Here is a 23,400-nt window from a genome sequence, read left to right as displayed (position 1 = left end):
CGCGGCGCCTCCTTTCTCGCTCGCAGAGTTAGGTCTAGACACCCCAACCCTACGGGAGACTGCGCGCCGCGCGGCTCTTACTTTCCTCCCCCCCTCGCGCCGCCCAAAAGGGCGAAACACGAGTCTGGGAGAGGGAAAGAGTGAGGGAAGAAAGCGCCTCCCCATGCCACCGTGTCGCAGCCGTGCACGAGGCCGTGACGTTTCGTCACGCGGAGACGCCGTTGCTCCCGCTGCATCGCAGAGGATCCGCCTCTGGCATCCGCGCTGCAATGCGCACCGCGCGGAGGACCGAACCGATGCCGCACTGCCCTCGCCGCCCCGCGCACCTGCCCCTGCTGCTCTGCCTCGCGCCACTCCTGCTGCCCGCCTGCAGCCACGCCCCCGCGCAGGCCGCGCCCGCTCCGGCAGCGTCCACCGTGCGCCCCTTCACGTTCGCCGTGTCCTTCTGGCCGAACGTGCACGAGGCGCTGCTCTTCGACGCGCAGTCTCCGACTGAGTCTCCCGCGGTCCACGCCCCCGAGTGGGGCGCGGCGGTGGCGTACTACCGCTCGCACCTGCGGCCGGGTCCGCTCGCGGCGCTGGCGGACCCGCGCTGGGCAGAGGTGCGCCGTCGCCTCGCGAGCCTCGCGGATGCCGCGCCGCTCGAGGGCGCGGGCGTGGACCCGGAGCTCGCCCCGCTGCTCGCACGCGCGGCCGAGGCCTACCGCGCCCAGCGCTGGCCCACGGTGAGGCAGGAGGGGCAGGCCTGGGTGTCTCGGATGCGGCCGCAGGTGGAGGCGCAGGCTGCCGCGCTCGTGCCCGAGCTCGAGCGCGTGCTCGGCGTCCCCTGGCCCACGACGCCCATCGGAGTCCAGGTCTGCGAGCGGGCGGGGCGCTTCGGCGCGTACACCACGGTGCGCGAGTCCCTGGTGACGCTCTCGTACGAGACGCGCGGCGACGCGCAGGCGCTGGAGACGGTGTTCCACGAGGGGGCGCACGTGCGGGTGTTCCCGCTGCGCCACGCGCTGGAGGCGGAGCTGCAGCGCCAGGGCAAGGAAGCTCCGCCGATGCTCTGGCACGCGCTGCTCTTCTTCACCACGGACGAGCTCACGCGGCGCCACCTGCCGCAGGGCCACGTGCCCCACGCCGAGGCGCAGGGCCTGTACGCCCAGAACCCGGCCTGGACGGCCTTCCACGGCGCGATGCGGCAGGAGTGGCGGCCCTACCTCGAGGGCCGAGTGGACCGCGCCACTGCGATGCAGCGCCTGGTCGCGGCGTACACGCCCCCACCGGGGACGGAGGCCTCGGCCCCGCGCCCGAGTGCTGCGATTCCGGGGCCTTGAGCCGGAAGGGCGGGGCTCCATGGACGCGTGTCGAATCCGGGCCCCCTCGCTCGTCGCAGAGGAGAGCCCGGAGGTCCGGGCACGACCGCTTCGGAGAACCCATGCTCAGCGTGACATCCAGGGACGGGACCCGCATCGCCTTCAGCCGGGTGGGGGAGGGGCCCGCGCTCATCCTCGTGGACGGCGCCATGTGCTACCGGGCGCACGGCCCGATGACGGCGCTGGCGGCGAGCCTCGCGCCGCACTTCACCGTCTACACCTACGATCGCCGGGGCCGCGGCGAGAGCGGCGACACCGCGCCCTACGCGCCGGCGCGCGAGGTGGAGGACCTCGCGGCCCTGCTCGGCGTGGCGGGTGGCAGCGCGAGCCTCTTCGGCCTCTCCTCCGGTGCAGCGCTCGCGCTGGACGCGGCGCAGGCGCTGGGCGCGCGGGTGCAGCGGCTCGCACTCTACGAGGCCCCCTTCATCGTGGATGACAGCCGCCCGCCCGTCTCCGCGGAGGCGCTCGCGCAGCTGAACCTGTACCTCACCGGGGGCCATCGAAGCGCGGCGGTGAAGCTGTTCCTGCGCCTGGTGGGGATGCCCGCCCTCCTCGTCCCGCTCATGCCCCTGCTGCCGGGCTGGTCGAAGGGCACCGCCATCGCCCACACGCTGCGCTACGACCTGGCGGAGCTGCTGCGCGGCACGCAGGACGGGACGCCGCTGCCGCGCGAGCGCTGGCGCTCGGTGTCCGTGCCCACGCTCGCGCTGGTGGGTGGCAAGAGCCCCGCGTGGATGCACCGCGCGATGGAGGCCGTGGCCGCGCTGCTCCCGCAGGTGCAGCTGCGCGCGCTGCCGGGTCAGTCGCACCTGCTGAAGGCCGAAGCCCTCGCGCCCGTGCTCGTGGAGTTCCTCTCAGCGTCCCCGCTCCCTCTGGGAGAGGGTCAGGGTGAGGGATTGAGCTCTCCGGCGTAACCCGCACGCTCCGGGAGCAGCTCCGGCACGGTGACCTCGGGCACCCGCGCCTCGCGAGGCCACGTGCGCTGCTTCGAGCGCGAGAGGTCCACCTCCCAGCGCCGGGCGAACTCGGCCGCGAACGCGCGGTCGTCGACCACGAGCGAGCCCTCCTCCAGGTACTCCATGGACAGGTAGTCGAGGTTGATGGAGCCCACCACGACGAGCCGGTCGTCCACGAGCATGGTCTTCGCGTGGAGCATCGAGGGCTGGTACTCGTACACGCGCACCCCGCTGCGCTCGAGCCGCGGGTAGAGCCGGCGCTGCAGGAAGGTGACGGTGGGGTGGTCCTGGTAGGGCCCCGGCAGCATCAGGCGCAGCTCCACGCCGCGCGCGGCGCGGGCGCACAGCGTGCCCAGCACGCCCGGCGGCGGGATGAAGTACGCATTCGCAATCCACGCGCGCTCGCGCGCCGCCGCGAGCGCGATGTGCGTCACCCAGCGCGCGTGCGAGAGGCCCTGCACGTCGGTGCTCGTGACGTACGCGGCGCGCGCGTCGCCTGCGGGCTGCGCCTGGGTGAAGTCTTCGGCCGCGAGCATCCGTCCGCCCGTCTCCAGCCAGTGGCTCGCGAAGGCCACCTGCATCTGGCGAACGACCGGGCCCTCCACCTCCACGTTCGAGTCGCGCCAGCCGCAGGGGGACAGCCCATCGCCGTCCCACTCGGGCGAGATGCCGAAGCCGCCGGTGAAGCCCACGCGTCCGTCCACGATGACGATCTTGCGGTGGTTGCGCCCGGTGAAGGCGAAGGGGCGCTGCTCGAAGGGGCGGAAGTAGTGCACCTCGCAGCCGGCCTCCCGCAGCGCCGGCGCGAGGTGCTCGGCGAAGCCCGGGCTGCCCACCGGGTCCACGAGGATGCGCACCGCCACGCCCTCGCGCGCGCGTTGGCACGCGAGCTCCCGCAGCCGGTCCCCGGGAGGCCCCGGCTTCCAGATGTACACGTCCACGTGGATGCTGCGGCGCGCCGCGAGGAACGCCCGCTCGAGCGCGGGGAACACTTCGCCGTTGTCGCGCAGCGTGAGGCGGTTGCCGTCCAGCATCTCGGTGGACGTGGCCTGCATCAGCGCGAGCCCCACCGCGTCCACCCCGCCGGGCAGGGGCTCTCCGAGCGGGCCCCAGGGACCGAAGCGCAGCCTGCGGTGGAAGAAGCGGCGCGCGGCCACGCCGAGCGCCCCACCCACCACGAAGCCTGCGCCGAGTGCCACCCGCTGCATCCTCCCAAGGTGCGCACCGTCTGCGCGAAAGGGACGGGACGCTCCGGCGCTCGGCCTCTCGGGCGCCTGCGCGCGGCGCTCGCCCGTGGAGCGTGCGGGCCTCGGCTCCGGACAATGGCAGGCCGCAGGCGCGCCCCTAGCTTCGAACCATGAGCTCTTCGCGCAGCCGAGCCCTTGCCCTCCGTCGCGCCCTCGCCTGGCCCGCGGTGTTCAGCCTCGGCGCCCTCGCTGGAGCGCTCCTGGCCCGCGCGAGCGGCGGGCGGAGCCAGGGAGCGCCGCGCAGCGCCCCCCGCCGCGCGAAGGCACGGCGCGGTGCGCGCCGCGGCGCCGTGGGCTGGGACATCGCGCCGGGCGAGAGCCTGATGGCCAACGGCGAGCGGGACGTGGTGCTGGAGGCCTCGCTCGAGTCCTTCCCGGCAAGTGACCCGCCCGCGCTCACCGTGGCCCCCGAAGCCTGACGCCGCGGCCCTGCGCCGATGCGCTAGGGTGAGCGCATGAGTCCCTCCCCTCAGAACGTCGAACGCGTGCAGGACACCGCCCACTGGGTGGCCATGTGCCGGGCCCTCGAGTCCGAGCGCAAGGATGCGCTCTTCCACGACCCGCAGGCGCGCAAGCTCGCGGGGCCGCTCGGCGAGGACCTGCAGCGGCGCCTCTCCGGTGCGATGGGCGGCTCCTGGCCCATCGTGGCGCGCACCTGGCTCATCGACGCCCTGGTGCGCGACGCCGTGCGCGACGGCGCCGATGCGGTGCTCAACCTCGCGGCGGGGCTGGACAGCCGGCCCTACCGGCTCGAGCTGCCGGCGACGCTCACGTGGATCGAGGTGGACCACGCGGACATGATCGCCGCGAAGGAGGCGGCGCTCGTGGGCGAGCAGCCGCGCTGCAAGCTCGAGCGGGTGGCGCTGGATCTCGCGGACCTCGAGGCGCGCCGCGCCCTCTTCGCACGCATGGGCGAGCGCTTCCGCCGGGTGCTGGTCATCACGGAGGGGCTGCTCGTGTACCTGCCGCCGGAGATGGCGCTCGGCCTCGCGCGCGACCTCGTGGCGCTGCCCTCCACCTTCCGGTGGATCACGGACCTTCCCAACGCAGCGGTGCTGCACCTCGTCGCCAAGCGCTCGAAGAATGCGCTGCAGGGCACGGCGACGATGCAGTTCGCCCCGGACGAAGGGCCCAAGGTCTTCGAGCCCCTGGGCTGGAACATCGTGAGCGCGGTGTCCGTCTTCCGCACGGCCGGCAAGCTCAAGCGCCTGCGCTTCCCCATGTCCCTCTTCGCGAAGCTGCCGGAGCAGCCCTACGGGACGCCGGGCCGGCCCTGGTCGGGCGTCTGCCTGCTCGAGCCCCGCCGCTGAGCCGCCCAGGCCGGGCTGAGCCCTCGCTGCGGGAGGTCAGGGCAGCGCGTAGACCACCACGCGCGCCGGCCCTCCCTGCACCGGCCAGATGGCGGAGTTGAGGCCCGCGGCGGCCGCCACGTACTGCTTGCGGCCCGCCTCGTAGGAGATGACCCCTCCGCCGATGGCCTTGCCCGTGGCGCCGCGCCACAGCTCCTTGCCGCTGTCGGCATCCAGCGCGAGCACGTTGCCGTCCAGGTCTCCGGTGAACACCAGGCCCCCGGCCGTCGCGGTGATGCCGGCCACCATCGGCTTGGGCGTCTTCGTCTGCCAGCGCACCTGACCGGTCTGCGCGTCCACGGCGGTGATGAAACCGTTCCACTGGCTCGTGGGGTCCTGCACGCCGAAGGGCATCTTCGGGTCCGCCATCCCGGTCCACGCCTGGCCAGGGGTGCCGCCCTGCTGCAGCTGCGACAGCGGCTGCAGCTGCACCGAGGTGCACCAGTGGATGGAGTTCACGTAGAGCAGCCCCCGCTCGCGCAGGTACGTGGGGCCGTTCCACTCGATGCCGCCCTGGGAGCCGGGGCAGAAGCGCGTCATGTGGGTGGTGCTCAAGGGGGCGTTCACGTTCTCGCGCGTGGTGGTGAGCGCCTCGTAACGCACGCTGAGCGCGCCCGCGTCGGGCCCGGTGCCCCGGCGGCTGCCCACCACGCTGCGGTCGATGCCGTAGAGGTGGCCGTCCTTCGAGCCGGCGGCCACCAGCGGCCGGCCCTCGCGGGTGGTGATGAGCGCGGGCGCGGCCGAGAGGTCCCAGTCGTGGAAGTCCCCGTGGGTGGGCTGAACGTAGGCGAGCAGGCGCCCCGTCTTCGCATCCAGCGCCAGCAGGGCGTTCGTGTAGAGGTTCTTGCCCGGGTGCAGCTGCTCGGCGAAGTCCGGCCCCGGGTTGCCCGTGGACACGTAGAGGATGCCGCTCGCCTCGTCGAGCGCGTAGCTCGTCCAGGTGTTGCCCCCGTTCGGAGGATTCTGCGGCGTGGCCTTCTCCCAGGTCCCGGCGGTGGGGCCCGTGGTGGAGACCGTCTCGAACTGCCACACCGTCTTGCCGCTCGCCGCATCCAGCGCGTAGATGCGCCCGCGCACGCCGAAGTTGTCGCCGCCCGCGTTCCCCATGAACACGAGCCCCTGCCAGGCGATGGGCGCGGCCGGCGCGGACTCGCCCTTCTTCGCGTCGCCAATCGCCACGTCCCACAGCACCTTCCCGCTCTCCGCGTCGAGCGCGAGCACGTGCGCATCACCGGTGCCGCGGAACAGCCGGCCATCGCTGTAGGCGACGCCGCGGTTCACCTTGAGGAAGGTGGGCGGCTCCTCGCGCCGCTGCTTCCACTTCTGCTCGCACGTTGCTCCGTCGATGGCGTAGGTCGTGTCGAAGGCGGTGAAGTAGAGGGTTCCGCCCACCGCGACGAGGCCGCTCTGGAAGCTCACCTCCTCGGGCGCATCGAACGCGCACACCTGCTGCAGCTGCGCGACGTTCTGCCGCGTCACCTCGAGGAGCGGCGAGAAGCGGTCGCCGCTGAGCGGGCCGTTGTAGGTGGGCCAGTCGCCGCGCTGCAGCGGCTGCGACCGGGTCGGCTGCGCGGACGCTGCCTCGGCCGGCGGCGCCGGGGTTGTCGGAGCCGTTGGCGGCGCGGGAGTTGTCGGCGGCGCCGGAGTCGTCGGCGGCGGAGTGGGTGCGGGTGCCGGGGTCGTGGGGGGCGCCGGAGCCGGAGGGGCCTGAGCGGCGGGAGGCGTGCTCTCGCGCGGCGCCTCCTTCGACGTCGCGCAGGCACAGAGCAGTGCGGCACCGAGCAGGAGGGCCTTCAGTGCAGGGCGGGAAGTGAGGCGCATCATCGAGGGCATCCGTTGCGGAGAGGGAGCGCACTGCGGGCCACGCGGCCGACGGGTCAGGTCCTGCCCCTCTCGGATGTGGAGGCTCCTCGCCTGGACGCCCACTGAACACCCGGTGCGAGGTGCGCTGGCTGCCCGCACGGCCGGCAGCCGGGCGCGGACGGGGCCCGTATTCAAGGCTCGGTCAGGCTGCGTCCGCTCCCTCAGGTCAGGGACGTGCCGGTCGCCCGGGCCAGCGCGTCGAGGAGGCGCGCCTGGAACTCCAAGTCGTGGACCGCGGGGTGCGGCTCGCTGCGCCGCTGGTGATGCCAGTAGCCGCCCGTGGTGCGGGCCTCGGGGGCGTCGCTCGTCGCGAGCCACTCCTGGGTGAGGTGGCCCAGCCGCAGGTCGTCGGGGGCATTGGGGCCGCCCATCTTCGTGGGCACCCAGCCCGGGTCCACCGCATTGCTGAGCACCTCGGGCCACAGCCGCGCGACCGCCGCCGCGAGCGCGGTGACGAAGAGCTTGCTGTCCGAGTAGGAGCCCGAAGCCTGGCGCCCGCTCCAGTCCATCCCCTCGAGCCGGGTGTGCCCCCCGCGGTGCATGCCGCTGCTCAGGTACACGAGCCGCCGGGGACGCGGGATGAGCGCGGTGAGCACGTAGGGCGCGACCACGTTCACGGGCAATATCGACGAGCCCGTGTACACGCCCGCGTTGTGGATGACGGCGTCCAGCGGCCCCAGCTTCTGCACCTGCCGGGCGAGCGCGCGCGTCTGCTCCAGGTCCGCGAGATCTCCGACCACGACCGCCGCCCCTCGCTTCGCGAGCGCCTCCACACTCGCGCGGCGCTTCTCGCTGCGCACGTGGACCACGAGCTCGTGCCCCTCGTCGAGGAGCGTCTGGGCGGCCGCCTTGCCCAGCCCGTCCGCGGATCCGGTGATGAAGATGCGTGCCATGCCCAGACCATGCGTCCCGCGGCCCCGAGGCGCCAGCGCTCCGGGGTTGGGCAGCTCGGCCGCTGCCCACCCGGACGCCTGCGCCACGGGGCGCCCTCAGGTGGAAGGGGGCGTGCGCGGTCCGGTCACCGTGGGGGGCATGTCCTCGCCCGCGAGGCGCGCGCGGAACACGGCCGCGCGCATCAAGAAGACGGTGGTGACGGGGGCGGTGAGCGAGAGGAAGACGCCGATGAGCAGCGCGTGCACGAAGAGCTGGCCGTGCGCGAAGGAGATCTGCAGCGCGGTGGCCAGCGAGAACGACCAGGCGCCCACCGTGGTGCACAGCGTGGGGGCGTGCACGCGCTGGAAGAAGGTGGGCAGGCGCACCAGGCCGAACGCGCCCACCAGCGAGGTGAGCGCGCCCAGCACCACCAGCGCCGCGGTGATCAGGTCCACCCAGAGCGGGAGCGCGGGCGTCACTCGATCACCTCCCCGCGCAGCAGGAACTTGGCCATCGCCGTGGAGCCCGCGAAGCCGAAGAGGGCGATGAGCAGGGCCGCCTCGAAGTAGGTGCTGCTGCGGTACACCAGCCCCAGCGCGAGCACCACCAGCATCGCGTTCACGTAGAGGCAGTCGAAGGCGAGCACGCGGTCCTGCGCGCGCGGGCCGCGAAAGAGGCGCCAGAGGGCGCAGGTCATGGCCAGCACGAGGCAGGCGAGCGCGAAGCGCAGCGCGCCCAGGAGCAGGGGGCTCATTCGAAGATCTCCCTCAGGGGCCGCTCGTAGCGGCGCTGGATGAGCGCAATCAGCTCGGCCTCGTCCTCCACGTCCAGCACGTGCAGCAGCAGGGCGCTGCGGTCGTAGGACAGCTCCGCCCACGCGGTGCCCGGCACGGTGGTGACGATCATCGCCAGGACGCTCAGCGCGTTGGGGTCGCGCACCGCGAGCGGGATGCGCACGAAGCGCGAGCGCAGCGCCTGCGGCCGGCGGCCGAGGATGGCGCGGGCCACCGCGAGGTTCGAGGCGAGCATGTCCACGAGCACCGCGCCCACCAGGCGCAGGATGACGAGCGGGCGGCGCATCCGCACCGGCGCGGGGCGCAGCCGCGCCGTGAGCTGCGGGCCGAGCACCCCCAGCACCGCCCCCAGCAGCAGGTTGCCCGCGTCCACCGCCTGCGCGAGCAGCAGCCAGAGCACGAAGAGCGCGCCCGAGAGCACCGGCGAGGGGAAGAGCCGCCTCATCGCGTGGACCTCGCCTCGGTAGAGGGGGAGGGCCGCACCGGCGCCCCGAACACCGCGTCCAGGTAGCCCTGCGGCGCGTACAGGGCCTGCGCCGCCGCCTGCGTGTAGCGCAGCGCCGGGCCCGCCCCCGCGGTGAGCGCCGCGCACGCGCCGAGCAGCGCCAGCACCGGCAGCCCCTCGGCCAGCCGCAGCCGCGGGCCCTCGCGCCGCTCCCCGGACCAGAAGGCCCGGATGCCCGCGCGCGTGAGGGCCACCAGGCTCAGGAACCCCGAGCCCAGCAGCACCGCGAGGAAGGTCCCCGCCCGCGCGGAGACCGGGCCACCCGCGCCCGCCTGCCCCAGCGCGGACGAGAGCATCGCCAGCTTGCCCACGAAGCTCGAGAGCGGCGGCAGCCCCGCCACGAGCAGCACGCACACGAGGAAGGCCAGCCCCAGCGCCGCCGTGGAGGCGGGGAAGGGCCAGCCCACCAGCGGCGCCTGCTCGTCGTCGAGGTTGACCTCCTGCGCCTCGAGCCCCGGGCCGAGGAAGGGCGCCTCGTCCTCCAGCGTCGCCCCCGCGTTGCGCCAGCGCTCCACCAGGTCGATGACGAGGAGGAGCGCGCCGCCGGAGAGCGCGGAGCTCACCAGGTAGAAGAGTGCGCCGCCGGTGACGCCCGCCTGACCCAGCCCCAGCGCCGCGAGCAGCGTGCCCGCCGAGAGCACCACGCTGAAGGCCGCCTGGGTGCCCAGCCGCTGCGCGCCCACCATCCCCAGCGAGGCGAGCGCCGCCGTCACCAGGCCGAGGGCGAGCAGCGCGTCCGTGCCGAAGCCCGCCTGCGGGCCGCCCGAGAAGAGCAGCGTCCACAGCCGCGCCAGCGCGTACACGCCCACCTTGGTGAGGATGGCGAACAGCCCCGCCACCGGCGCGGTCGCCGCGGCGTACGCAGGCGCGAGCCACAGGTTGAGCGGCCAGGCGGCCGCCTTGATGAGGAAGGCCACCGCGAGGATGGTCGCCGCCGCGAAGACGAGCCCCCGGTTCGCCGCGCTCACCTGCGCCACCTGCCGCGACAGCTCCGCCAGGTTCAGCGTCCCGGTGACGCCGTAGAGCATCGAGGCGCCGATGAGGAAGAGCGAGGAGGCGGCCAGGTTGATGACCACGTAGTGCAGCCCCGCGCGCACCCGGGCCCGCCCCGAGCCGTGCAGGAGCAGCCCGTACGAGGCCGCGAGCAGCACCTCGAAGAAGACGAAGAGGTTGAAGAGGTCTCCGGTGAGGAAGGCGCCGGACAGGCCCATCAGCTGCAGCTGCACCAGCGGATGGAAGTGCACGCCCGCGCGGTGCCAGCGCGCGGACGCGAACAGCACCGTGCACAGCCCCAGCACCCAGGTGGGCAGCAGCATCAGCACCGCGAGCCGGTCCGCCACCAGCGCGATGCCGAAGGGTACCGGCCAGTTGCCCGGCAGGTACGCCACCGTGCCGCGCGCGTCCACCCACGCGAGCAGCGCCACGGACGCGCCCAGCCCCAACAGCGCCGAGAGGCTGCCCACCGCCACCTTCAGCGGGCGGCGCCCCTCGCCCAAGAGCAGCATGAGGGCCGCCGCCAGCATGGGCAGCAGGATGGGCGCCACGATCAGGTGCGGCATCAGCCGCTCCACGAGCGCGCTCATTCCACACCGTCCACGTGGTCCGTCCCCGAGAGTCCCCGCGAGGCGAGCAGCACCACCAGGAGCAGCGCCGTCATCGCGAAGCTGATCACGATCGCCGTGAGCACCAGGGCCTGCGGCATGGGGTCCGCGTAGTGCGCGAGGTCTGCCGGCACGCCGTCCACCAGGATGGGCTCCTCGTCGATCGCGAGCCCCCCCATGCTGAAGATGAACAGGTTCACTGCGTAGGCGATGAGCGAGAGCCCGATGACCACCTGGAAGGTGCGCGGGCGCAGGATGAGCCACACCCCCGCCCCGAGCAGCACGCCGATGGCGAGCGAGAGCACCGCCTCCATCACGGCTCTCCCGGCGTGCGGTGGGCGCGGATGGACTGGTGGGCGAGCGCCACGAGGATGAACAGCGTGGAGCCCAGCACCAGCGAGAAGATGCCCAGGTCGAAGAAGAGCGCGCTCGCCACGTGCACCTCGCCCAGCAGCGGCAAGGACAGGTGCCAGGTGTGCGAGGTGAGCAGCGGGTAGCCCGCGAACAAGGCGCCCGCCGAGGTGCCCAGCACCAGCAAGAGCCCCACCGCGATGAGCGTGCGCGGCGCGAGCTTCAGGCGCTCCTCCACCCACTCCGTGCCGGACACCAGGTACTGCAGCAGCACGCCCACCGACACCACCAGCCCGGCCACGAAGCCGCCGCCCGGCGCGTTGTGCCCGCGCAGGAAGAAGAACACCGCCACCACGAAGGTGACCGGGAAGAGCAGGCGCACCAGCACCGCCGGGACCATCAGGTAGCCCACGGCCGTGTCCCGGGCGCGGCGCGGGTTGATGAGGTCCGTCTGTAGATCTGGCGGCAGCGCGCGCTGCTGCGGCGGCAGCTCCAGCATCTCCTCGGCGGGCCGGAAGCGGCGCAAGAGCGCGTAGACGGTGAGCGCCACCAGCCCCAGCACCACGCCCTCGCCGAAGGTGTCGAAGCCGCGGAAGTCCACCAGCATCACGTTCACCACGTTGCGGCCGCCGCCCCCTTCCAGCGCGTTCGCGAGGAAGAAGGAGGCCGGCCCCTGCGGCAGGTTGCGCGTGGAGACGGCGTACGCGAGCGCCGCCATCCCGCCTCCCGCCCCGAGCGCCACGACGAGGTCGCGCGAGCGCCGCCACCGCGCCTGGCGCAGCGTGGCCCGCGTGAACTCGCCGCGCTGCGGCTCGCGCGGCGGCAGCCAGCGCAGGCCCAGCAGGATGAGCAGCGTCGTCACCACCTCCACCACCAGCTGGGTGAGCGCGAGGTCGGGAGCGGAGAACCAGATGAAGGTGATGCAGCACACCACCCCCGCCACCCCCGAGAGCATCAGCGCCGCGAGCCGGTGGTACTTCGCCTGCCACGCCGCCCCCAGCGCCGCCACGCCCCCCACGAGCCACAGCGCCGCGAAGGCGGGCGCGAGCGGCACCCGCGGCCGGTCCCCCGGCCCCGCCCCGCCGTGGCGCAGCGCCGCCGCGCCCAGCACCAGCGTCACCAGCACCAGCAGCAGCAGCTGGCGCTGCAGCCCCGCCGAGAGCAGCTGCCGGCGCACCCCGCGCGAGGCGAGCGTGAGCCGCGCGAGCAGCGAGGTGAAGACGCGCCGGCCCTCGAGCGGCACCAGCGTCCACGCCTGCTCCGGCAGGCCGCGCGCGCGCCCCCGGCGCCGCAGCAGCAGGTAGCAGCCCACCCCGCCCGCCAAGGCCACGAGGCTCATCAGCAGCGGGAGGTTGAAGCCGTGCCACAGCGCGAGGCTGAAGGCGGGCAGCGTCCCGCCCACCACGGGCCGCGCCGCCTCGTCCAGCACCCGGCCCACCGTGGCTGCCGGCGCCACCCCCACGACGACGCACAGGAGCACGAGCAGGTCCACCGGCACGCGCATCCAGCGCGGCGGCTCCTCGGGCTCGCGCGGCAGCGCCTTCGCGCTGGAGGGGCCGAAGAACACGTCTACCGTGAAGCGCAGCGAGTAGGCCACGCTGCCCATGCCCGCCACCGTCGCGAGCAAGGGCAGCCCCCACTCCACCAGCGGCGTGCCCTCGAGGAACACGGTCTCCGCGAAGAACATCTCCTTGGAGAGGAAGCCGTTGAGCAGCGGCACGCCCGCCATGGCAGCGCTCGCCACGATGGCCAGGGTGGCGGTGTACGGCATGGGCCGCCAAAGTCCGCTGAGCCGCTGGATGTCGCGCGTGCCCGTCTCGTGGTCGATGATGCCCACCGCCATGAACAGCGAGGCCTTGAAGGCCGCGTGGTTCATGATGTGGAACACGGCCGCCACCGCGGCCAGCGGGCTGTTGAGCCCCAGCAGCAGCGTGATGAGTCCCAGGTGCGAGAGCGTGGAGTAGGCGAGCAGCCCCTTGAGGTCGCGCTGGAACAGCGCCACCCACGCGCCGTGCAGCAGGGTGACGAGCCCCGCGCCCCCCACCAGCCAGAACCACAGCTCGGTGCCCGAGAGCACCGGCCACAGCCGCGCGAGCAGGAACACCCCCAGCTTCACCATCGTGGCCGAGTGCAGGTACGCGCTGACGGGCGTGGGCGCCGCCATCGCGTTGGGCAGCCAGAAGTGGAAGGGGAACTGCGCGCTCTTGGTGAAGGCCCCGAGCAGCACCAGCACCAGCGCCACCGGGTAGAGCGGGTGGGCCTGCACGCGCGCGCCGCTCGCGAGCACCGCCGCGAGCTCGTAGCTGCCCGCGAGGTGGCCCAGCAGCAGCACCCCGCCCAGCAGCGCGAGCCCGCCCGCGCCCGTCACCGTGAGCGCCATGCGGGCGCCGCGCTGCGCGTCGCGGCGGTGGTACCAGTAGCCGATGAGCAGGAAGGAGAAGAGCGAGGTCAGCTCCCAGAAGAAGGCGAGCTGCAAGAGGTTCCCCGAGAGCACCACGCCCACCATCGCCCCCATGAAGGCGAGCAGGAAGGCGAAGAAGCGCGGCACCGGGTCCGTGGGCGAGAGGTAGTAGCGCGCGTAGAGCACCACCAGCGCGCCGATGCCCAGCACCAGGAGGCAGAACAGCCAGGCGAAGCCGTCCAGCCGCAGCACCAGGTCCAGCCCCAGCCCGGGCACCCAGCGCAGGCGCTGCTCGGGCACCTCGCCCCGGGCGATGGCCGGCAGGTACAGCGCCGCCCCCACCGCGCACGCGAGCGCGGTGAGCCCCGCGAGCGCCGCCGCGCGGTTGCGCGCCCGCGTCGGCAGCAGCGCCGCGACCAGGCTCGAGAGGAAGGGCAGGGTGAGCAGGGCGAGCAGCGGCATCGCCCGGCACGATACCGGCGGCCCTCCAGGCGCGGGGCCTCCGCCCGGCGCTTGCGCTCGGCAGTGCACAGCACCCGACGCGCCGCACGCTCGTCTGTCGGGCGTCCACGCCTTCCCGCGGCGTTCCCTGCGTCCTAGCTTGCCGCAAGAGGAGGCATCCGGTGCCCACCCCACTCGCGGATCCACACCCCACGGACGAGGCGGCAGGAGCGCTGCTCGCCGGCCTCGGGCTCCTCTTCGTGGGAGTGCTCGCGCTCGTCCTCAGCCTCCTCTCCTCCGTCATGACCGTGCTGGTGCTCGGCATCGCGCTCGGGGTGGGCGCCGGCGTGGCGCTGCGCGAGCTGCACGCGGAGCACCGCGGCGGGTGGCACCTCGCCGTCCCGCTGCTTGCCCTGGCCGTGGCCCTCGCGCTCGTCCTGCGCCCCCTGAGCAGCCTGCGGGTGGTGACGCCGCTGCTCATGGCGGTGTTCCTGCTGGACGGCCTGTTCCTGATGCTCGTCGCCTTCCGCAGGCGCGAGGGCGCCTGGAGAGCGGAGCTGGTGACGGGCGCGGTGAACGTCACCTTGGGTGTGCTGCTCGCGCTGCAGTGGCGCAGCGTGGGCATGCGGCTCGCCGGCACGCTGACCGGGCTCTACCTCGTCAGCCGCGGGGTGATGTTCCTCGCCACCTCCGCGCTGCAGTACGCGCGCCTGCGCCGCTCGCCGCCGGGCCGCCGCCGCTACCGGTTTCGCTGAGCCCGGGCCCGCGCTCACGGGGACTGGCGCAGGAAGTCCCTCGCCGCGGAGACGGCGTCCCGGGTGGAGCCTCCGAGGACGTGGGTCGCCGGGAAGAGGGAGACCTCCTCGTCCAGCTCGAGCCGGTGGGCCCGCTCCAGCCGCTCGCTCACCTCGTCGGTCATCCCGCTCAGGTAGAGGCGCCCCCCTGCGTCCGCCAGCGCGTGCGCGTAGTCGTTCAGCACCTCGATGGAGGTGGTGCCGACCTGGCTGTTGCCGCGCAGCCGGAGCACCACCACGGGCCGCTCGCTCCCCTCCGGCCGCGGCAGCAGCTCGCGCAGCCGGCGCGCCGCGGCGAAGAAGAGGCTCCCATGCACGTCGAGCACGGTGATGCTCCGGTCCGCCAGGCGCTCGGGAACCTCGACGACGTGGACCTCCCCGTCCTCCTGAGGCTCGAGCGCCTGCAGCCGCAGGTGGCTCGCGGACGAGTAGAGGTAGAGCACCACGGCGCAGACGACGCCCAGCGCGACGGCCTGCGAGATGGAGAGCACCAGCGTGGCGAGGAAGGTCACCGCGAGCACCCAGCGGCCCGGGCCGCCGGTGCGCCAGATGAAGCCCATGGCCCCGAAGCGGATCGCGCTGTAGCCCGCGACGACCATGACCGAGGCGAGCGCGGGCATCGGCACCCGCCCCACCAGCCCGGGCACGAGCAGGATGATCACCAGCATGAACGCCGAGTGGAACACGCCCGCCAGGCGGCTCTTCGCGCCGGCGCTCACGTTCAGGGCGGTCTGCCCCACCGAGCCGCCGGTGGGCATCCCCGAGACGAGGCTGCCGAGGACGTTGGCCACCCCCTGCGCGAGCATGTCCCGCGAGGGGTCGGCCCTGGTGCCGTCCGGGTTGCCGTAGCTCTGGCTGATGCCGGCCCCCTGGATGGCGATGACCACGGCGAGCGCGAACGCGGAGAGGAGCAGGCCCGGCGTGAACAGCCGGAAGTCCGGCAGCCCGAGCGGCGGCAGGCCCCGGGGAATCTCGCTCACGTCGGAGACGAGCTGGACCCCGGCGGGCCTCCAGAGCACCACGAGCACCGTCGGCACCACCAGCCCCACCAGGGTGGAGACCTTGCCCAGCGGCGTGCGCAGCAGGCCGAGGATGAGGGCGAGCCCGAGGAGCCCGACGACGGCGGACGGCAGGTGGATCTCGCCCAGGTGCAGCAGCAGATCCACGAACTCTCCGAGGCTCGTCCGCGCCTCCGGGCTGTAGCCCACCAGCTGCGCCGTCTGGTCGAACACCAGCACCACCGCCACGCCCGAGAGGAACGCGCTCATCACCGGGAAGGACACGTAGCGCAGCAGGCGCCCCGCCTTCAGCAGGCCGAAGAGCACGAGGAAGGCGCCGGCGAGCGCGACGAGCAGGAACAGGGCCTCGCTGCGCTGTGCACCCGGGTAGCGGGAGATGCCCTGGCTCGCCGTGAGCGCCGCGGCCCCGGTGGTCGCCACCTGCATCAGCTGCGAGCTGGCGACGAGCCCTCCCGCCGCCGGCGCGACGGTGACCGCGTACAGGCCGAAGACGGGGTTGACGCCCGCCATCGCCGCCGTCGCGAGCCCCGAGGGCACGCTCGCCACGCCGTTGACGAGGCCCGCGACCACGTCTCCCCGCAGGCCCTGGAGCCAGGAGCGGGACTGTGGAGTGGCGGAGGCGCGCGTGGGCATGGGGAGGCCGGGTCAGCGCGGGTCGCAGCTGCGCGGAAGGTGAACGTGGAGGGTGAGGGTGGTGAGCAGCGAGAGCACGAGCGCGAGCAGGAACTCTCCGTGCGCGGTGGCCGCGCCGATGCCCGCGGTGCTCCACACGCCGGTCGCCGTGGCGACCCCGTGCACCTCTCCCTTCTCCTTGAGGATCGCACCGCCCCCGAGGAAGCCGACGCCCGTCAGCAGCGCCTGGAGCACGCGCGCCCGGGCGTCCGCCTCGCCCGCGAACACGTGCTCCCCGATGAGCAGGAACGCGCACGCCCCCAGCGCGACGAGCGGAAAGGTGCGCAGCCCGGGCGTCCTGTCGCGGCTCTCGCGCTCCCAGCCGACGGGGAGCCCCAGCACGCAGGCAGCCGCCAGGCGCAGCAGCATCTGCAACGTCCAACCGCGCTCCATGACGCTCCTCGGCCCAGCCCACGCCGCCGGGAAACTTCATCATCCGGGGAGCCGCCCGCACGGTGGACGGAGGTAGGAGAGGCCGCCGTGCGCTCGCCGGACTGAACGGGCTCCTGGGCGCTCGGCCTGCAGGTCCTGCCCAGCACCCGGGGACAGCTGCAGCTCGCTTGCGCTGCATCTCGCGCATCCTCAGTCTCGGCAGATGAGCAAGCGGGTGAAGCGCGTCCCTGTCCCGCGGTGGCTGCGCCGCTACGAGCGCAGGTTCATCGCGCGGGACCTCGCCGGCGGGCTGGCCGTGGGCTCCATGCTGATTCCGCAGGGCCTGGCGTTCGCACAGATCGTCCAGGTCCCGCCCGTCGCCGGCCTGTGGTCCGGCATCGCCGCGATGATCGCCTACGCGCTCTTCGGTCCATCGCGCCACCTCATCGTCGGCCCCGAGGCGGGCACGGCGATGATGGTCGCCTCCGTGCTCACCGCGGCGGGGCTGCAGACTCCGGAGCAGCGGCTCGAGGGGGCGGCACTCCTGGCCCTCATGGTCGGCGCCGCGCTCGTCGTCGCCGGCTGCTTCCGGCTCGGCTCCATCTCCAACTTCCTCTCCCGGCCGATCCTCGTCGGCTACATCAACGGGGTTGCGCTGGTGCTGGTCGTCTCGCAGCTGCCGGGGGTGCTCGGCATCCGCAGCACGCAGGGCGACTTCTTCCCGCAGGTGGAAGAGGTGGCCTCGAAAATCCCGGAGGCGCACGGGCCCACCGTCTGGCTCTCCGGCTCCGCGCTGCTGTTCCTCCTCGTCGTTCGCCGTGTCCGCCCCCAGCTGCCGGGGGCCGTCCTCGTGGTGGTCGCTGGCATCGCGCTGTCTGCCCTGCTCGGCCTCGAGGCGCACGGGCTGCGGGTGCTCGGGCACATCGAGCAGGGCCTTCCGGCGCTCGCGCTGCCCAGGCTGCCGGAAGGCGGAGTCCTGCAGCTCGCCCCCGGTGCGCTGAGCATCGCGCTGCTCGTCTTCGCGAGCTCGGCGCTGACCAGCCGCATCTTCGCGGACAAGAACCGCGACGCCTTCAGGGCCAACCGGGAGCTCTTCGGGGTCGCGGCGGCCAACGTCGCCGCGGGCCTCGTCAACGGCGTGCCCGCCGCCGGCAGCGACGCGCGCACCGCCATCAACGATGCGAGCGGCTCTCGGACGCAGGCTGCGGGTCTGTTCGCCGCCGCGTTCGTCGCCGTCATCCTCTTCTTCCTGGCTTCGGTCATGAGCCTGCTTCCGCTCGCCTTGCTCGGGTCGGTGGTGATCGCCTCGGCGCTCTCCCTCTTCGACCTGCGTGGGTTCGTGCGCATCTTCCAGCTGCGCAGACTCGAGGGCGTCCTCGCCATGGCGACCTTCGTGGGGGTGCTGGTGCTCGGCATCCTGCCGGGCGTGCTCGTGGCGGTGGCGCTCTCGATCTCGGACCTGGTGCGCCGCGCCGCCCACCCGCATGACGCGGTGCTGGGACGGCTCAGGGGGCAGCCCGGCTACCAGGACATCGAGGGCCGGCCGGGCAGTGAGACGCTGCCGGGGCTCATCATCTACCGCATGGACGCGCCCCTCTTCTTCGCCAACGCGCGCTTCCTGCGCGAGCAGGTCCACGGGCTCGTCGGCGCCGCCGAGACGCCGGTGCGGATGGTCGTCCTCGACTGCGGCGCGATGTTCGATCTGGACGTCACCGGGGCGGAGACGCTGGAGGAGCTGGACCGCGAGCTCGCCGAGCGAGGCATCACGCTGGGCCTGGCGGAGCCCCACGCGCCGATGCGCCGCGTGCTTCGCCGGTCGGGGCTGCTCGAGAAGCTCGGCCGGCACGACATCTTCTCCACGGTCGGCGAGGCGATCCGCGCCTACGTGGAGCGCGCGGAGGCGGACCTCGGGAGGGACATCGACTGGCAGCGCGTGAGCGAGCCGGTGCGCCCGAGCGGGCACCATCCCGAGCCGTGAGGCCCCCACCCCTCGCAGCGGCGCTCCCGCCGGCGCGCGCGGCGAGCGCTCAGTCCGCGTGCAGTTGCTCCTCCAGCAGCTCGGCGGTGGTCAGCTCCGCCGCCTCGCCGAGCTGCACGTCGATGCGCTCCAGCGTCCCGGTGAAGCGGAAGGGCAGCCGGTCGCGGTAGCCGGGGTACACCGGTGACATCTTGTCCTCGCCCACGTCGAGGCTCTCGCTGAAGCGGCCGGGCACCTGCTTCTCGATGCGGCCCTGGCCCACGGGCCTGCCATTGCAGAACAGCCGCACCTCGGCGGGTCCGCCGCGCGCCTGCGGGTCCTCGCACTCGAACTCCAGCCGCAGCTCCACGCGGCCGCTCGGCAGCGGCTCGTCGGAGACCACGTCGTAGCGGTGCAGCGTGAACCAGTTGTAGTGGTAGTGCAGCCGGCCCTCGTCCACGAAGAGGCTCCAGCCGGCCATGTCCCCGCCCATGCACATCAGCACCCCCTGGGCGCCCTCTGCGGGGAGCTCGGCGTGCACCGTGAGCGTGTGGTCGACGTTGGAGAAGCGCGGCGCGCTGCCCTCCGGCAGCCGCACCATGCCGGGATAGAAGGTCAGCTCGCGGCGGCCGAGGTAGTGGCCCGGGCGCAGCGTCACGTCCGCGCGCTCGCTGAAGCGGTCGTCGAGCGGGAAGACGTCGTACTTCGCCGCCTCCACGAGGAACTGGTCCTGCATCTCGCGCAGCTTGTCCGGCAGCTGCGCGGCGAGGTCCTCGCTCTGGCTGAAGTCGTCCTCGAGGCGGTACAGCTCCCAGCGGTCCTTCGCGAAGTCCGCCGTCCCCGAGGTCTCCCACGGCAGGCGCCCGTGGCGGCAGCTCGCGATCCACCCGTCCAGGTACAGCGCGCGGTTGCCCATCATCTCGAAGTACTGCACCGCGCGGCGGCTCGGCGCCTGCGCGTTCGCGCGGTCGAAGGTGTAGGCCATGCTCACGCCCTCGATGGGCTTCTGCGGCACGCCGTTGACCCGCTCGGGCGGCTCGACGCCCACCACCTCGAGCAGCGTGGGCACCACGTCGATGACGTGGTGGAACTGGAAGCGGCGCGCGCCCCGGTCGGCGATCCACGCGGGCCAGCTCACCACCATCCCGTTGCGCGTCCCGCCGAAGTGCGACGCCACCTGCTTCATCCACTGGAACGGCGTGTCTCCCGCCCACGCCCAGCCCGCGGCGAAGTGCGGCCAGGTGCCCGGCAGCCCCCACTGGTCCTTGAAGGGCACGCTCTGCTGCAGCGGCGGGGAGAGCCCCTGCATGGTGGTGCCCTCGTTGATGGTGCCCTCGAGGCCGCCCTCCGCGCTCGAGCCGTTGTCTCCGAGGATGTAGAGGAAGAGCGTGTTGTCCCACTCGGCCAGCGCCTCGAGCGCGCCCACGAGCCGCCCCACCTCGTGGTCGCAGTGCTCGAGGTAGTCGGCGAAGTTCTCCATCTGCAGCGCGAGCAGCGCCTGGTGGTCGGCGCTGAAGCTGTCCCAGGCGGGCAGCTGCTCGGGACGCGCGGTGAGCCGCGTTCCCGGTGGGACCACGCCCAGCTCGAGCTGCCGCGCGAGGATCTGCTCGCGGCAGCGGTCCCAACCCATGTCGAAGCGGCCCCGGTTGCGCCCGCGCCAGTCGAGCGGGGGCTGGTGGGGCCCGTGCGCGGCGGCGGGCGCGAAGTGCACGAAGAGGGGCCGCTCGGGCGCGATCGCCTTCTGCGTGCGCATCCACCCGATGCAGTCGTCCGCGAGGTCGCGCGTGAGCTGGTAGCCCGCCTCGGGCGTGCGGGGCACGTCCACCGGGGTCGTGTTGCGGAACAGCGCCGGATAGAACTGGTCGGTCTCGCCGCCGACGAAGCCGTAGAAGTAGTCGAAGCCGCGGCGCATGGGCCAGTAGTCGAAGGGACCCGCGGCGCTGGTGTGCGAGTCCGGCACGTTGTGGTTCTTGCCGAACCACGCGGTGGCGTAGCCGTTGGGCGAGAGCAGCTCGCCGATGGTGGCGCAGCTCCGGGGCAGCAGGCCGCAGTAGCCGGGGTACCCGGTGGACATCTCCGCCACCACGCCGGTGGAGACGCTGTGGTGGTTGCGGCCGGTGAGCAGCGCGGCGCGGGTCGGCGCGCACAGGCCGGTGACGTGGAACTGGCAGTAGGTCAGCCCTCCGCCGGCGAGGCGGTCCGCCGTGGGCATCCGCACAGGGCCGCCGTAGGTGCTCGGCCAGGCGAAGCCCACGTCATCGAGCAGCACCAGGACGATGTTCGGCGCACCGCGGGGTGCCCGCTGTATCGGCGGGAAGTCCGGCCGCGACTGCGCGTAGGTCATGCCGATCTTCGCGCGGGGGAAGCGGTAGTCGGGCCGGGGATAACTCTCGGGGGACTTCCTCTCGGCCATGGTCGTCGCTCCAGGTCACGCGCGAGGCGGGTGCAGAGGACGGTGGGCACGACGGGCTACCCGCGCCGGCTGGACCCCGGGCCCATGCGGGCGCACGGCCGGCCTCGCGTCCGCCAGGCTCGCCCGCGCCGGGCGGACGGCACCTCGCCGTACTCCTGGCAGAGCGCCGGAACGCAGCCCCGTCACGCCCGCCTCCGGCCGAGCTGCTCCGTCTCCGGTTCACTGAAGCGCGGGCGCCTCGGTGCACGGTGCCGCTCGAGCAGGCGCCGCAGCGCCCAGGCCGCGGGAAAGAGCAGGGCGAAGCCCACCAGCGAGGTGACGACCACCATCACCAGCGGCTCCTCCGTGTCGAAGCCGCTCGTGGCGACGGTCATCGCCGCGGCCACGTTGCGCTGGCCCGTGCCCAGCCCGAGCACGACGCGCCACTCCCGCGTCGGGACGCCCGCGAGGTAGCCGGTAAGCAGCGCGCCGGCGACGAGCAGCGCGGCCGCGGGAATGGCCCCGGTGCCCCGCAGTGACGCGATGGCGCGCAGGTTCGCGAGTAGCGAGGCGGGCAGCAGGAGCAGCAGCGAGAGGGTGGAGACCTTCTGGAGCACCGGGAGCAGGCGCTCCACGCGCTGCCCGAACCTCCACCGGGCGACGATGCCGAGCGCGAGCGGCAGCAGGAGCGTGAGCGCGAGGCTCCTCGCCACGGCGCCGACGTGCTCGTGGGCCTCCGGGAGCGCGAGCGGGAGCACGAGTGGCAGGAAGACGAGGGTGCTGGGCAGCAGCAGCATGAGCAGGCCTCCGGCCAGCGCACCGTCCGCCCTCGCGGTCCGCACGAGTGCGAGCAGGAAGGGTGCGCCCGCGGCGCTGGCGACGAGGAACAGGCCGACCTTCTGCGGGAGGGCCAGGTCGAACACCCGCAGCAGCAGCAGGCCCAGCAGCGGAACGACGACGAAGTTCGCGAGCAGCGCCATCGCCACCTTGACCGGGCGGCGCAGCGGCCGGGTCACCTCTCGCAGCGGGTGCGCCAGCCCCACGGAGGCCATGCTCGAGACGGCGAAGAGGGGGATGACGATGCCCAGCAGGGACTGCAGGAACGCGCTCATGCCACGGAGGCTTGCGACGCACCTGGCTACGCGCAGGAGCCAGGCCACCGAGCGGAGGCTGCGCACGCAGGTGCGGCTCGTCGCGGCGGCGCGCGTGGCGTCCGGCTCAGGGCAGCACCACGTGGTTCTCGTGGAAGGTCAGGCGGATGGGGGTCGCCAGGTCGGGCCTGAGCGCCGTGAGGTTGTGGCCGAGCTCGACGATGTTCCGCGGATGGTTGTGCTGGTCGTCGGATGGGACTGGGTCGTTGCGCATCGCCTCCCACAGCTGGTCCAGACTGAGGGTGGTCTGGTCCACGGAACCATTGCGGTCATGGTCCTCGCCGTTGGCGGCGTCCAGCAGGTCCCAGAGGATGGCGAGGTCAGCGACGACGGGCTCGAGCCCTCCCACTGCGTGGGAGGTGTGCGGCGGCAGCTCGATGGTTCCGCACAGCCCCGTGGAGGTGCAGAGAGGCCCGGTACCGCGGCCGCTCGCCTGGCTCATCACCTCGAGCAGGAAGGCGGGGAAGCTGCCCATCCAATCCAGGGGGGAAGCCGAGGTGGGACCCAGCTGCTGGGCCATCACCCCCACGGTGTACGCCTGGGTGATGTTGCGGTAGCTCCACTCGCTGCCGCAGCAGGCCAGGAAGCCACCACGGTCGAAGACGAGCACGCCGCCACTCGACGCGGCGTCGTCGTGCGGCCAGGTGATCTCCTGCAGGCCGACTCCAGTGCCGGGGGCCTTGGGGTTGACGCCATGGAAGACGTCGGGCGTCGAGGCGCCGCGCAGGAAATCGAAGGCCTCCGTCGCATACCGGTAGATCATCCAGGCCCCTTGCTCGACCGCGGCGCTGCCGCCGTACGTGCAGTTGCGGCCGATGAGGGGGGAGACCTCTCCGAAGTCGACGACCTGTCCGTGGTGCACGTTCTCGACCGTGCGGGTCTTGAAGCAGTAGATGTGGCCGTCGCGGTTCTTGACCCGCACGCCGGGGTTCTCGGCGCGAATGCGCACCTCGAGCTCGGGGAGGTCTCCGGCCCAGTCGCCCGAGGTGCCGCTCACGTCGAACTCGCCCGAAGGGCCGGTGGTGCCCCTGGCGAACACCGAGCACATGCCGCCTCCATCCTCGTCGCAGAGCTCGATGCTCGCGTTCGCGAGGCCGCGCTTCTCGCCCGTCGCGGTATTCGTCACGACGAAGGTGCCCTTGGCGCGCATCTTCGCATCCGCTCCGAACGCCTGGCCCGCGCAGATGAGGAGCGTCACGCAGGCCACGGCCGACGCCCCGCTCTGATGGCGGAACCCTCGCCGCGGGAGCTGAAGAGAGCCCATCACCTTCCTCCTCCCCTCCCTGTGGACGACGACACGC

At 73.2% G+C, this 23,400-nt stretch carries 20 protein-coding genes; 6 read left to right on the top strand and 14 right to left on the bottom strand.

Going from position 1 to position 23,400, the window contains the following annotated elements; all coding sequences use genetic code 11:
- Positions 1–296: 296 nt before the first annotated feature.
- A complete protein-coding gene (locus tag FGE12_RS10925) occupies positions 297–1,322 on the top strand; it encodes a hypothetical protein (RefSeq protein ID WP_153866300.1) in 1,026 nt (341 codons plus the stop codon).
- 101 nt (positions 1,323–1,423) lie between these two features.
- Complete coding sequence (locus tag FGE12_RS10920) at positions 1,424–2,275, top strand: alpha/beta fold hydrolase (RefSeq protein WP_153866299.1); 852 nt, start codon at positions 1,424–1,426, stop codon at positions 2,273–2,275.
- Here the strand turns inward: FGE12_RS10920 and FGE12_RS10915 are convergent.
- Complete coding sequence (locus FGE12_RS10915; protein WP_153866298.1) at positions 2,245–3,525, bottom strand: phosphatidylserine/phosphatidylglycerophosphate/cardiolipin synthase family protein; 1,281 nt, start codon at positions 3,523–3,525, stop codon at positions 2,245–2,247. The two genes, FGE12_RS10920 and FGE12_RS10915, sit on opposite strands and share 31 nt — an antisense overlap.
- Before the next feature lie 149 nt (positions 3,526–3,674).
- Between FGE12_RS10915 and FGE12_RS10910 the strand changes: the two genes are divergently transcribed.
- Both FGE12_RS10910 and FGE12_RS10905 read left to right on the top strand, forming a co-directional pair.
- Positions 3,675–3,983, top strand: coding sequence for a hypothetical protein (locus tag FGE12_RS10910; protein ID WP_153866297.1), 309 nt, complete (start codon positions 3,675–3,677; stop codon positions 3,981–3,983).
- A 36-nt stretch (positions 3,984–4,019) separates the two neighbouring features.
- Positions 4,020–4,874, top strand: coding sequence for an SAM-dependent methyltransferase (locus FGE12_RS10905; protein ID WP_153866296.1), 855 nt, complete (start codon positions 4,020–4,022; stop codon positions 4,872–4,874).
- A 36-nt stretch (positions 4,875–4,910) separates the two neighbouring features.
- Here FGE12_RS10905 and FGE12_RS10900 read toward each other — a convergent pair whose 3' ends face one another.
- The 8 genes from FGE12_RS10900 to FGE12_RS10865 form a co-directional block, all read right to left on the bottom strand.
- Positions 4,911–6,392 (bottom strand): PQQ-binding-like beta-propeller repeat protein, encoded by a 1,482-nt coding sequence (locus tag FGE12_RS10900; protein WP_194797781.1) that lies wholly within the window; start codon positions 6,390–6,392, stop codon positions 4,911–4,913.
- Positions 6,393–6,937: 545 nt separating this feature from the next.
- Positions 6,938–7,669, bottom strand: coding sequence for an SDR family NAD(P)-dependent oxidoreductase (locus FGE12_RS10895; RefSeq protein WP_153866294.1), 732 nt, complete (start codon positions 7,667–7,669; stop codon positions 6,938–6,940).
- A gap of 96 nt (positions 7,670–7,765) precedes the next feature.
- Positions 7,766–8,128: a monovalent cation/H(+) antiporter subunit G gene (gene mnhG / locus FGE12_RS10890; RefSeq protein ID WP_194797780.1), complete on the bottom strand. Its 363-nt coding sequence runs from the start codon at positions 8,126–8,128 to the stop codon at positions 7,766–7,768.
- Positions 8,125–8,403 carry a K+/H+ antiporter subunit F gene (locus FGE12_RS10885; protein ID WP_153866293.1) on the bottom strand — a complete coding sequence of 93 codons (279 nt, stop codon included), beginning with the start codon at positions 8,401–8,403 and terminating at the stop codon, positions 8,125–8,127. The genes mnhG and FGE12_RS10885 overlap by 4 nt, the downstream gene beginning before the upstream one ends.
- A complete protein-coding gene (locus FGE12_RS10880) occupies positions 8,400–8,888 on the bottom strand; it encodes a Na+/H+ antiporter subunit E (RefSeq protein WP_153866292.1) in 489 nt (162 codons plus the stop codon). Before FGE12_RS10880 ends, FGE12_RS10885 begins: the two co-directional genes overlap by 4 nt.
- A complete protein-coding gene (locus FGE12_RS10875; RefSeq protein WP_153866291.1) occupies positions 8,885–10,531 on the bottom strand; it encodes a monovalent cation/H+ antiporter subunit D in 1,647 nt (548 codons plus the stop codon). The genes FGE12_RS10880 and FGE12_RS10875 overlap by 4 nt, the downstream gene beginning before the upstream one ends.
- Positions 10,528–10,863, bottom strand: coding sequence for a Na+/H+ antiporter subunit C (locus tag FGE12_RS10870; protein WP_153866290.1), 336 nt, complete (start codon positions 10,861–10,863; stop codon positions 10,528–10,530). Before FGE12_RS10870 ends, FGE12_RS10875 begins: the two co-directional genes overlap by 4 nt.
- Positions 10,863–13,763: a monovalent cation/H+ antiporter subunit A gene (locus tag FGE12_RS10865; RefSeq protein ID WP_153866289.1), complete on the bottom strand. Its 2,901-nt coding sequence runs from the start codon at positions 13,761–13,763 to the stop codon at positions 10,863–10,865. The genes FGE12_RS10870 and FGE12_RS10865 overlap by 1 nt, the downstream gene beginning before the upstream one ends.
- Positions 13,764–13,924: 161 nt before the next feature.
- On the opposite strand from FGE12_RS10865, the gene FGE12_RS10860 reads away from it, so the two are divergent.
- Entirely contained in the window at positions 13,925–14,497 is a 573-nt protein-coding gene (locus FGE12_RS10860) for a DUF308 domain-containing protein (RefSeq protein ID WP_153866288.1), read from the top strand.
- A 14-nt stretch (positions 14,498–14,511) separates the two neighbouring features.
- Here the strand turns inward: FGE12_RS10860 and FGE12_RS10855 are convergent, their stop codons facing one another.
- Together FGE12_RS10855 and FGE12_RS10850 are read right to left on the bottom strand one after the other, a co-directional pair.
- Entirely contained in the window at positions 14,512–16,125 is a 1,614-nt protein-coding gene (locus FGE12_RS10855; protein WP_370458955.1) for a SulP family inorganic anion transporter, read from the bottom strand.
- A gap of 75 nt (positions 16,126–16,200) precedes the next feature.
- Positions 16,201–16,620, bottom strand: a complete 420-nt coding sequence (locus tag FGE12_RS10850; RefSeq protein ID WP_228530699.1) for an MgtC/SapB family protein — start codon at positions 16,618–16,620, stop codon at positions 16,201–16,203.
- A 214-nt stretch (positions 16,621–16,834) separates the two neighbouring features.
- Between FGE12_RS10850 and FGE12_RS10845 the strand changes: the two genes are divergently transcribed.
- Positions 16,835–18,577 (top strand): sulfate permease, encoded by a 1,743-nt coding sequence (locus FGE12_RS10845; protein ID WP_194797779.1) that lies wholly within the window; start codon positions 16,835–16,837, stop codon positions 18,575–18,577.
- A 49-nt stretch (positions 18,578–18,626) separates the two neighbouring features.
- On the opposite strand, the gene FGE12_RS10840 is transcribed toward FGE12_RS10845, so the two are convergent.
- The 3 genes from FGE12_RS10840 to FGE12_RS10830 form a co-directional block, all read right to left on the bottom strand.
- The gene (locus FGE12_RS10840; protein WP_153866285.1) at positions 18,627–20,969 is read right to left on the bottom strand and encodes an arylsulfatase; all 2,343 of its coding nucleotides are present in this window, start codon (positions 20,967–20,969) and stop codon (positions 18,627–18,629) included.
- A 182-nt stretch (positions 20,970–21,151) separates the two neighbouring features.
- Positions 21,152–22,060: a bile acid:sodium symporter gene (locus tag FGE12_RS10835; RefSeq protein ID WP_153866284.1), complete on the bottom strand. Its 909-nt coding sequence runs from the start codon at positions 22,058–22,060 to the stop codon at positions 21,152–21,154.
- A 106-nt stretch (positions 22,061–22,166) separates the two neighbouring features.
- Positions 22,167–23,297 (bottom strand): hypothetical protein, encoded by a 1,131-nt coding sequence (locus tag FGE12_RS10830; RefSeq protein ID WP_153866283.1) that lies wholly within the window; start codon positions 23,295–23,297, stop codon positions 22,167–22,169.
- Positions 23,298–23,400 lie beyond the last annotated feature (103 nt).

The sequence above is a fragment of the Aggregicoccus sp. 17bor-14 genome, assembly GCF_009659535.1.
Taxonomy (GTDB): Bacteria; Myxococcota; Myxococcia; order Myxococcales; family Myxococcaceae; genus Aggregicoccus.
This window is presented reverse-complemented; position numbering and strand designations above follow the sequence as displayed.

What these genes read in the sequence shown, in the direction of transcription:
- FGE12_RS10925 (WP_153866300.1), top strand. Translation starts at nt 297, where the DNA reads ATGCCGCACTGCCCTCGCCGCCCCGCGCACCTGCCCCTGCTGCTCTGC.
- FGE12_RS10920 (WP_153866299.1), top strand. Translation starts at nt 1,424, where the DNA reads ATGCTCAGCGTGACATCCAGGGACGGGACCCGCATCGCCTTCAGCCGG.
- FGE12_RS10915 (WP_153866298.1), bottom strand. Translation starts at nt 3,525, where the DNA reads ATGCAGCGGGTGGCACTCGGCGCAGGCTTCGTGGTGGGTGGGGCGCTC.
- FGE12_RS10910 (WP_153866297.1), top strand. Translation starts at nt 3,675, where the DNA reads ATGAGCTCTTCGCGCAGCCGAGCCCTTGCCCTCCGTCGCGCCCTCGCC.
- FGE12_RS10905 (WP_153866296.1), top strand. Translation starts at nt 4,020, where the DNA reads ATGAGTCCCTCCCCTCAGAACGTCGAACGCGTGCAGGACACCGCCCAC.
- FGE12_RS10895 (WP_153866294.1), bottom strand. Translation starts at nt 7,669, where the DNA reads ATGGCACGCATCTTCATCACCGGATCCGCGGACGGGCTGGGCAAGGCG.
- FGE12_RS10885 (WP_153866293.1), bottom strand. Translation starts at nt 8,403, where the DNA reads ATGAGCCCCCTGCTCCTGGGCGCGCTGCGCTTCGCGCTCGCCTGCCTC.
- FGE12_RS10880 (WP_153866292.1), bottom strand. Translation starts at nt 8,888, where the DNA reads ATGAGGCGGCTCTTCCCCTCGCCGGTGCTCTCGGGCGCGCTCTTCGTG.
- FGE12_RS10875 (WP_153866291.1), bottom strand. Translation starts at nt 10,531, where the DNA reads ATGAGCGCGCTCGTGGAGCGGCTGATGCCGCACCTGATCGTGGCGCCC.
- FGE12_RS10870 (WP_153866290.1), bottom strand. Translation starts at nt 10,863, where the DNA reads ATGGAGGCGGTGCTCTCGCTCGCCATCGGCGTGCTGCTCGGGGCGGGG.
- FGE12_RS10865 (WP_153866289.1), bottom strand. Translation starts at nt 13,763, where the DNA reads ATGCCGCTGCTCGCCCTGCTCACCCTGCCCTTCCTCTCGAGCCTGGTC.
- FGE12_RS10850 (WP_228530699.1), bottom strand. Translation starts at nt 16,620, where the DNA reads ATGGAGCGCGGTTGGACGTTGCAGATGCTGCTGCGCCTGGCGGCTGCC.
- FGE12_RS10840 (WP_153866285.1), bottom strand. Translation starts at nt 20,969, where the DNA reads ATGGCCGAGAGGAAGTCCCCCGAGAGTTATCCCCGGCCCGACTACCGC.
- FGE12_RS10835 (WP_153866284.1), bottom strand. Translation starts at nt 22,060, where the DNA reads ATGAGCGCGTTCCTGCAGTCCCTGCTGGGCATCGTCATCCCCCTCTTC.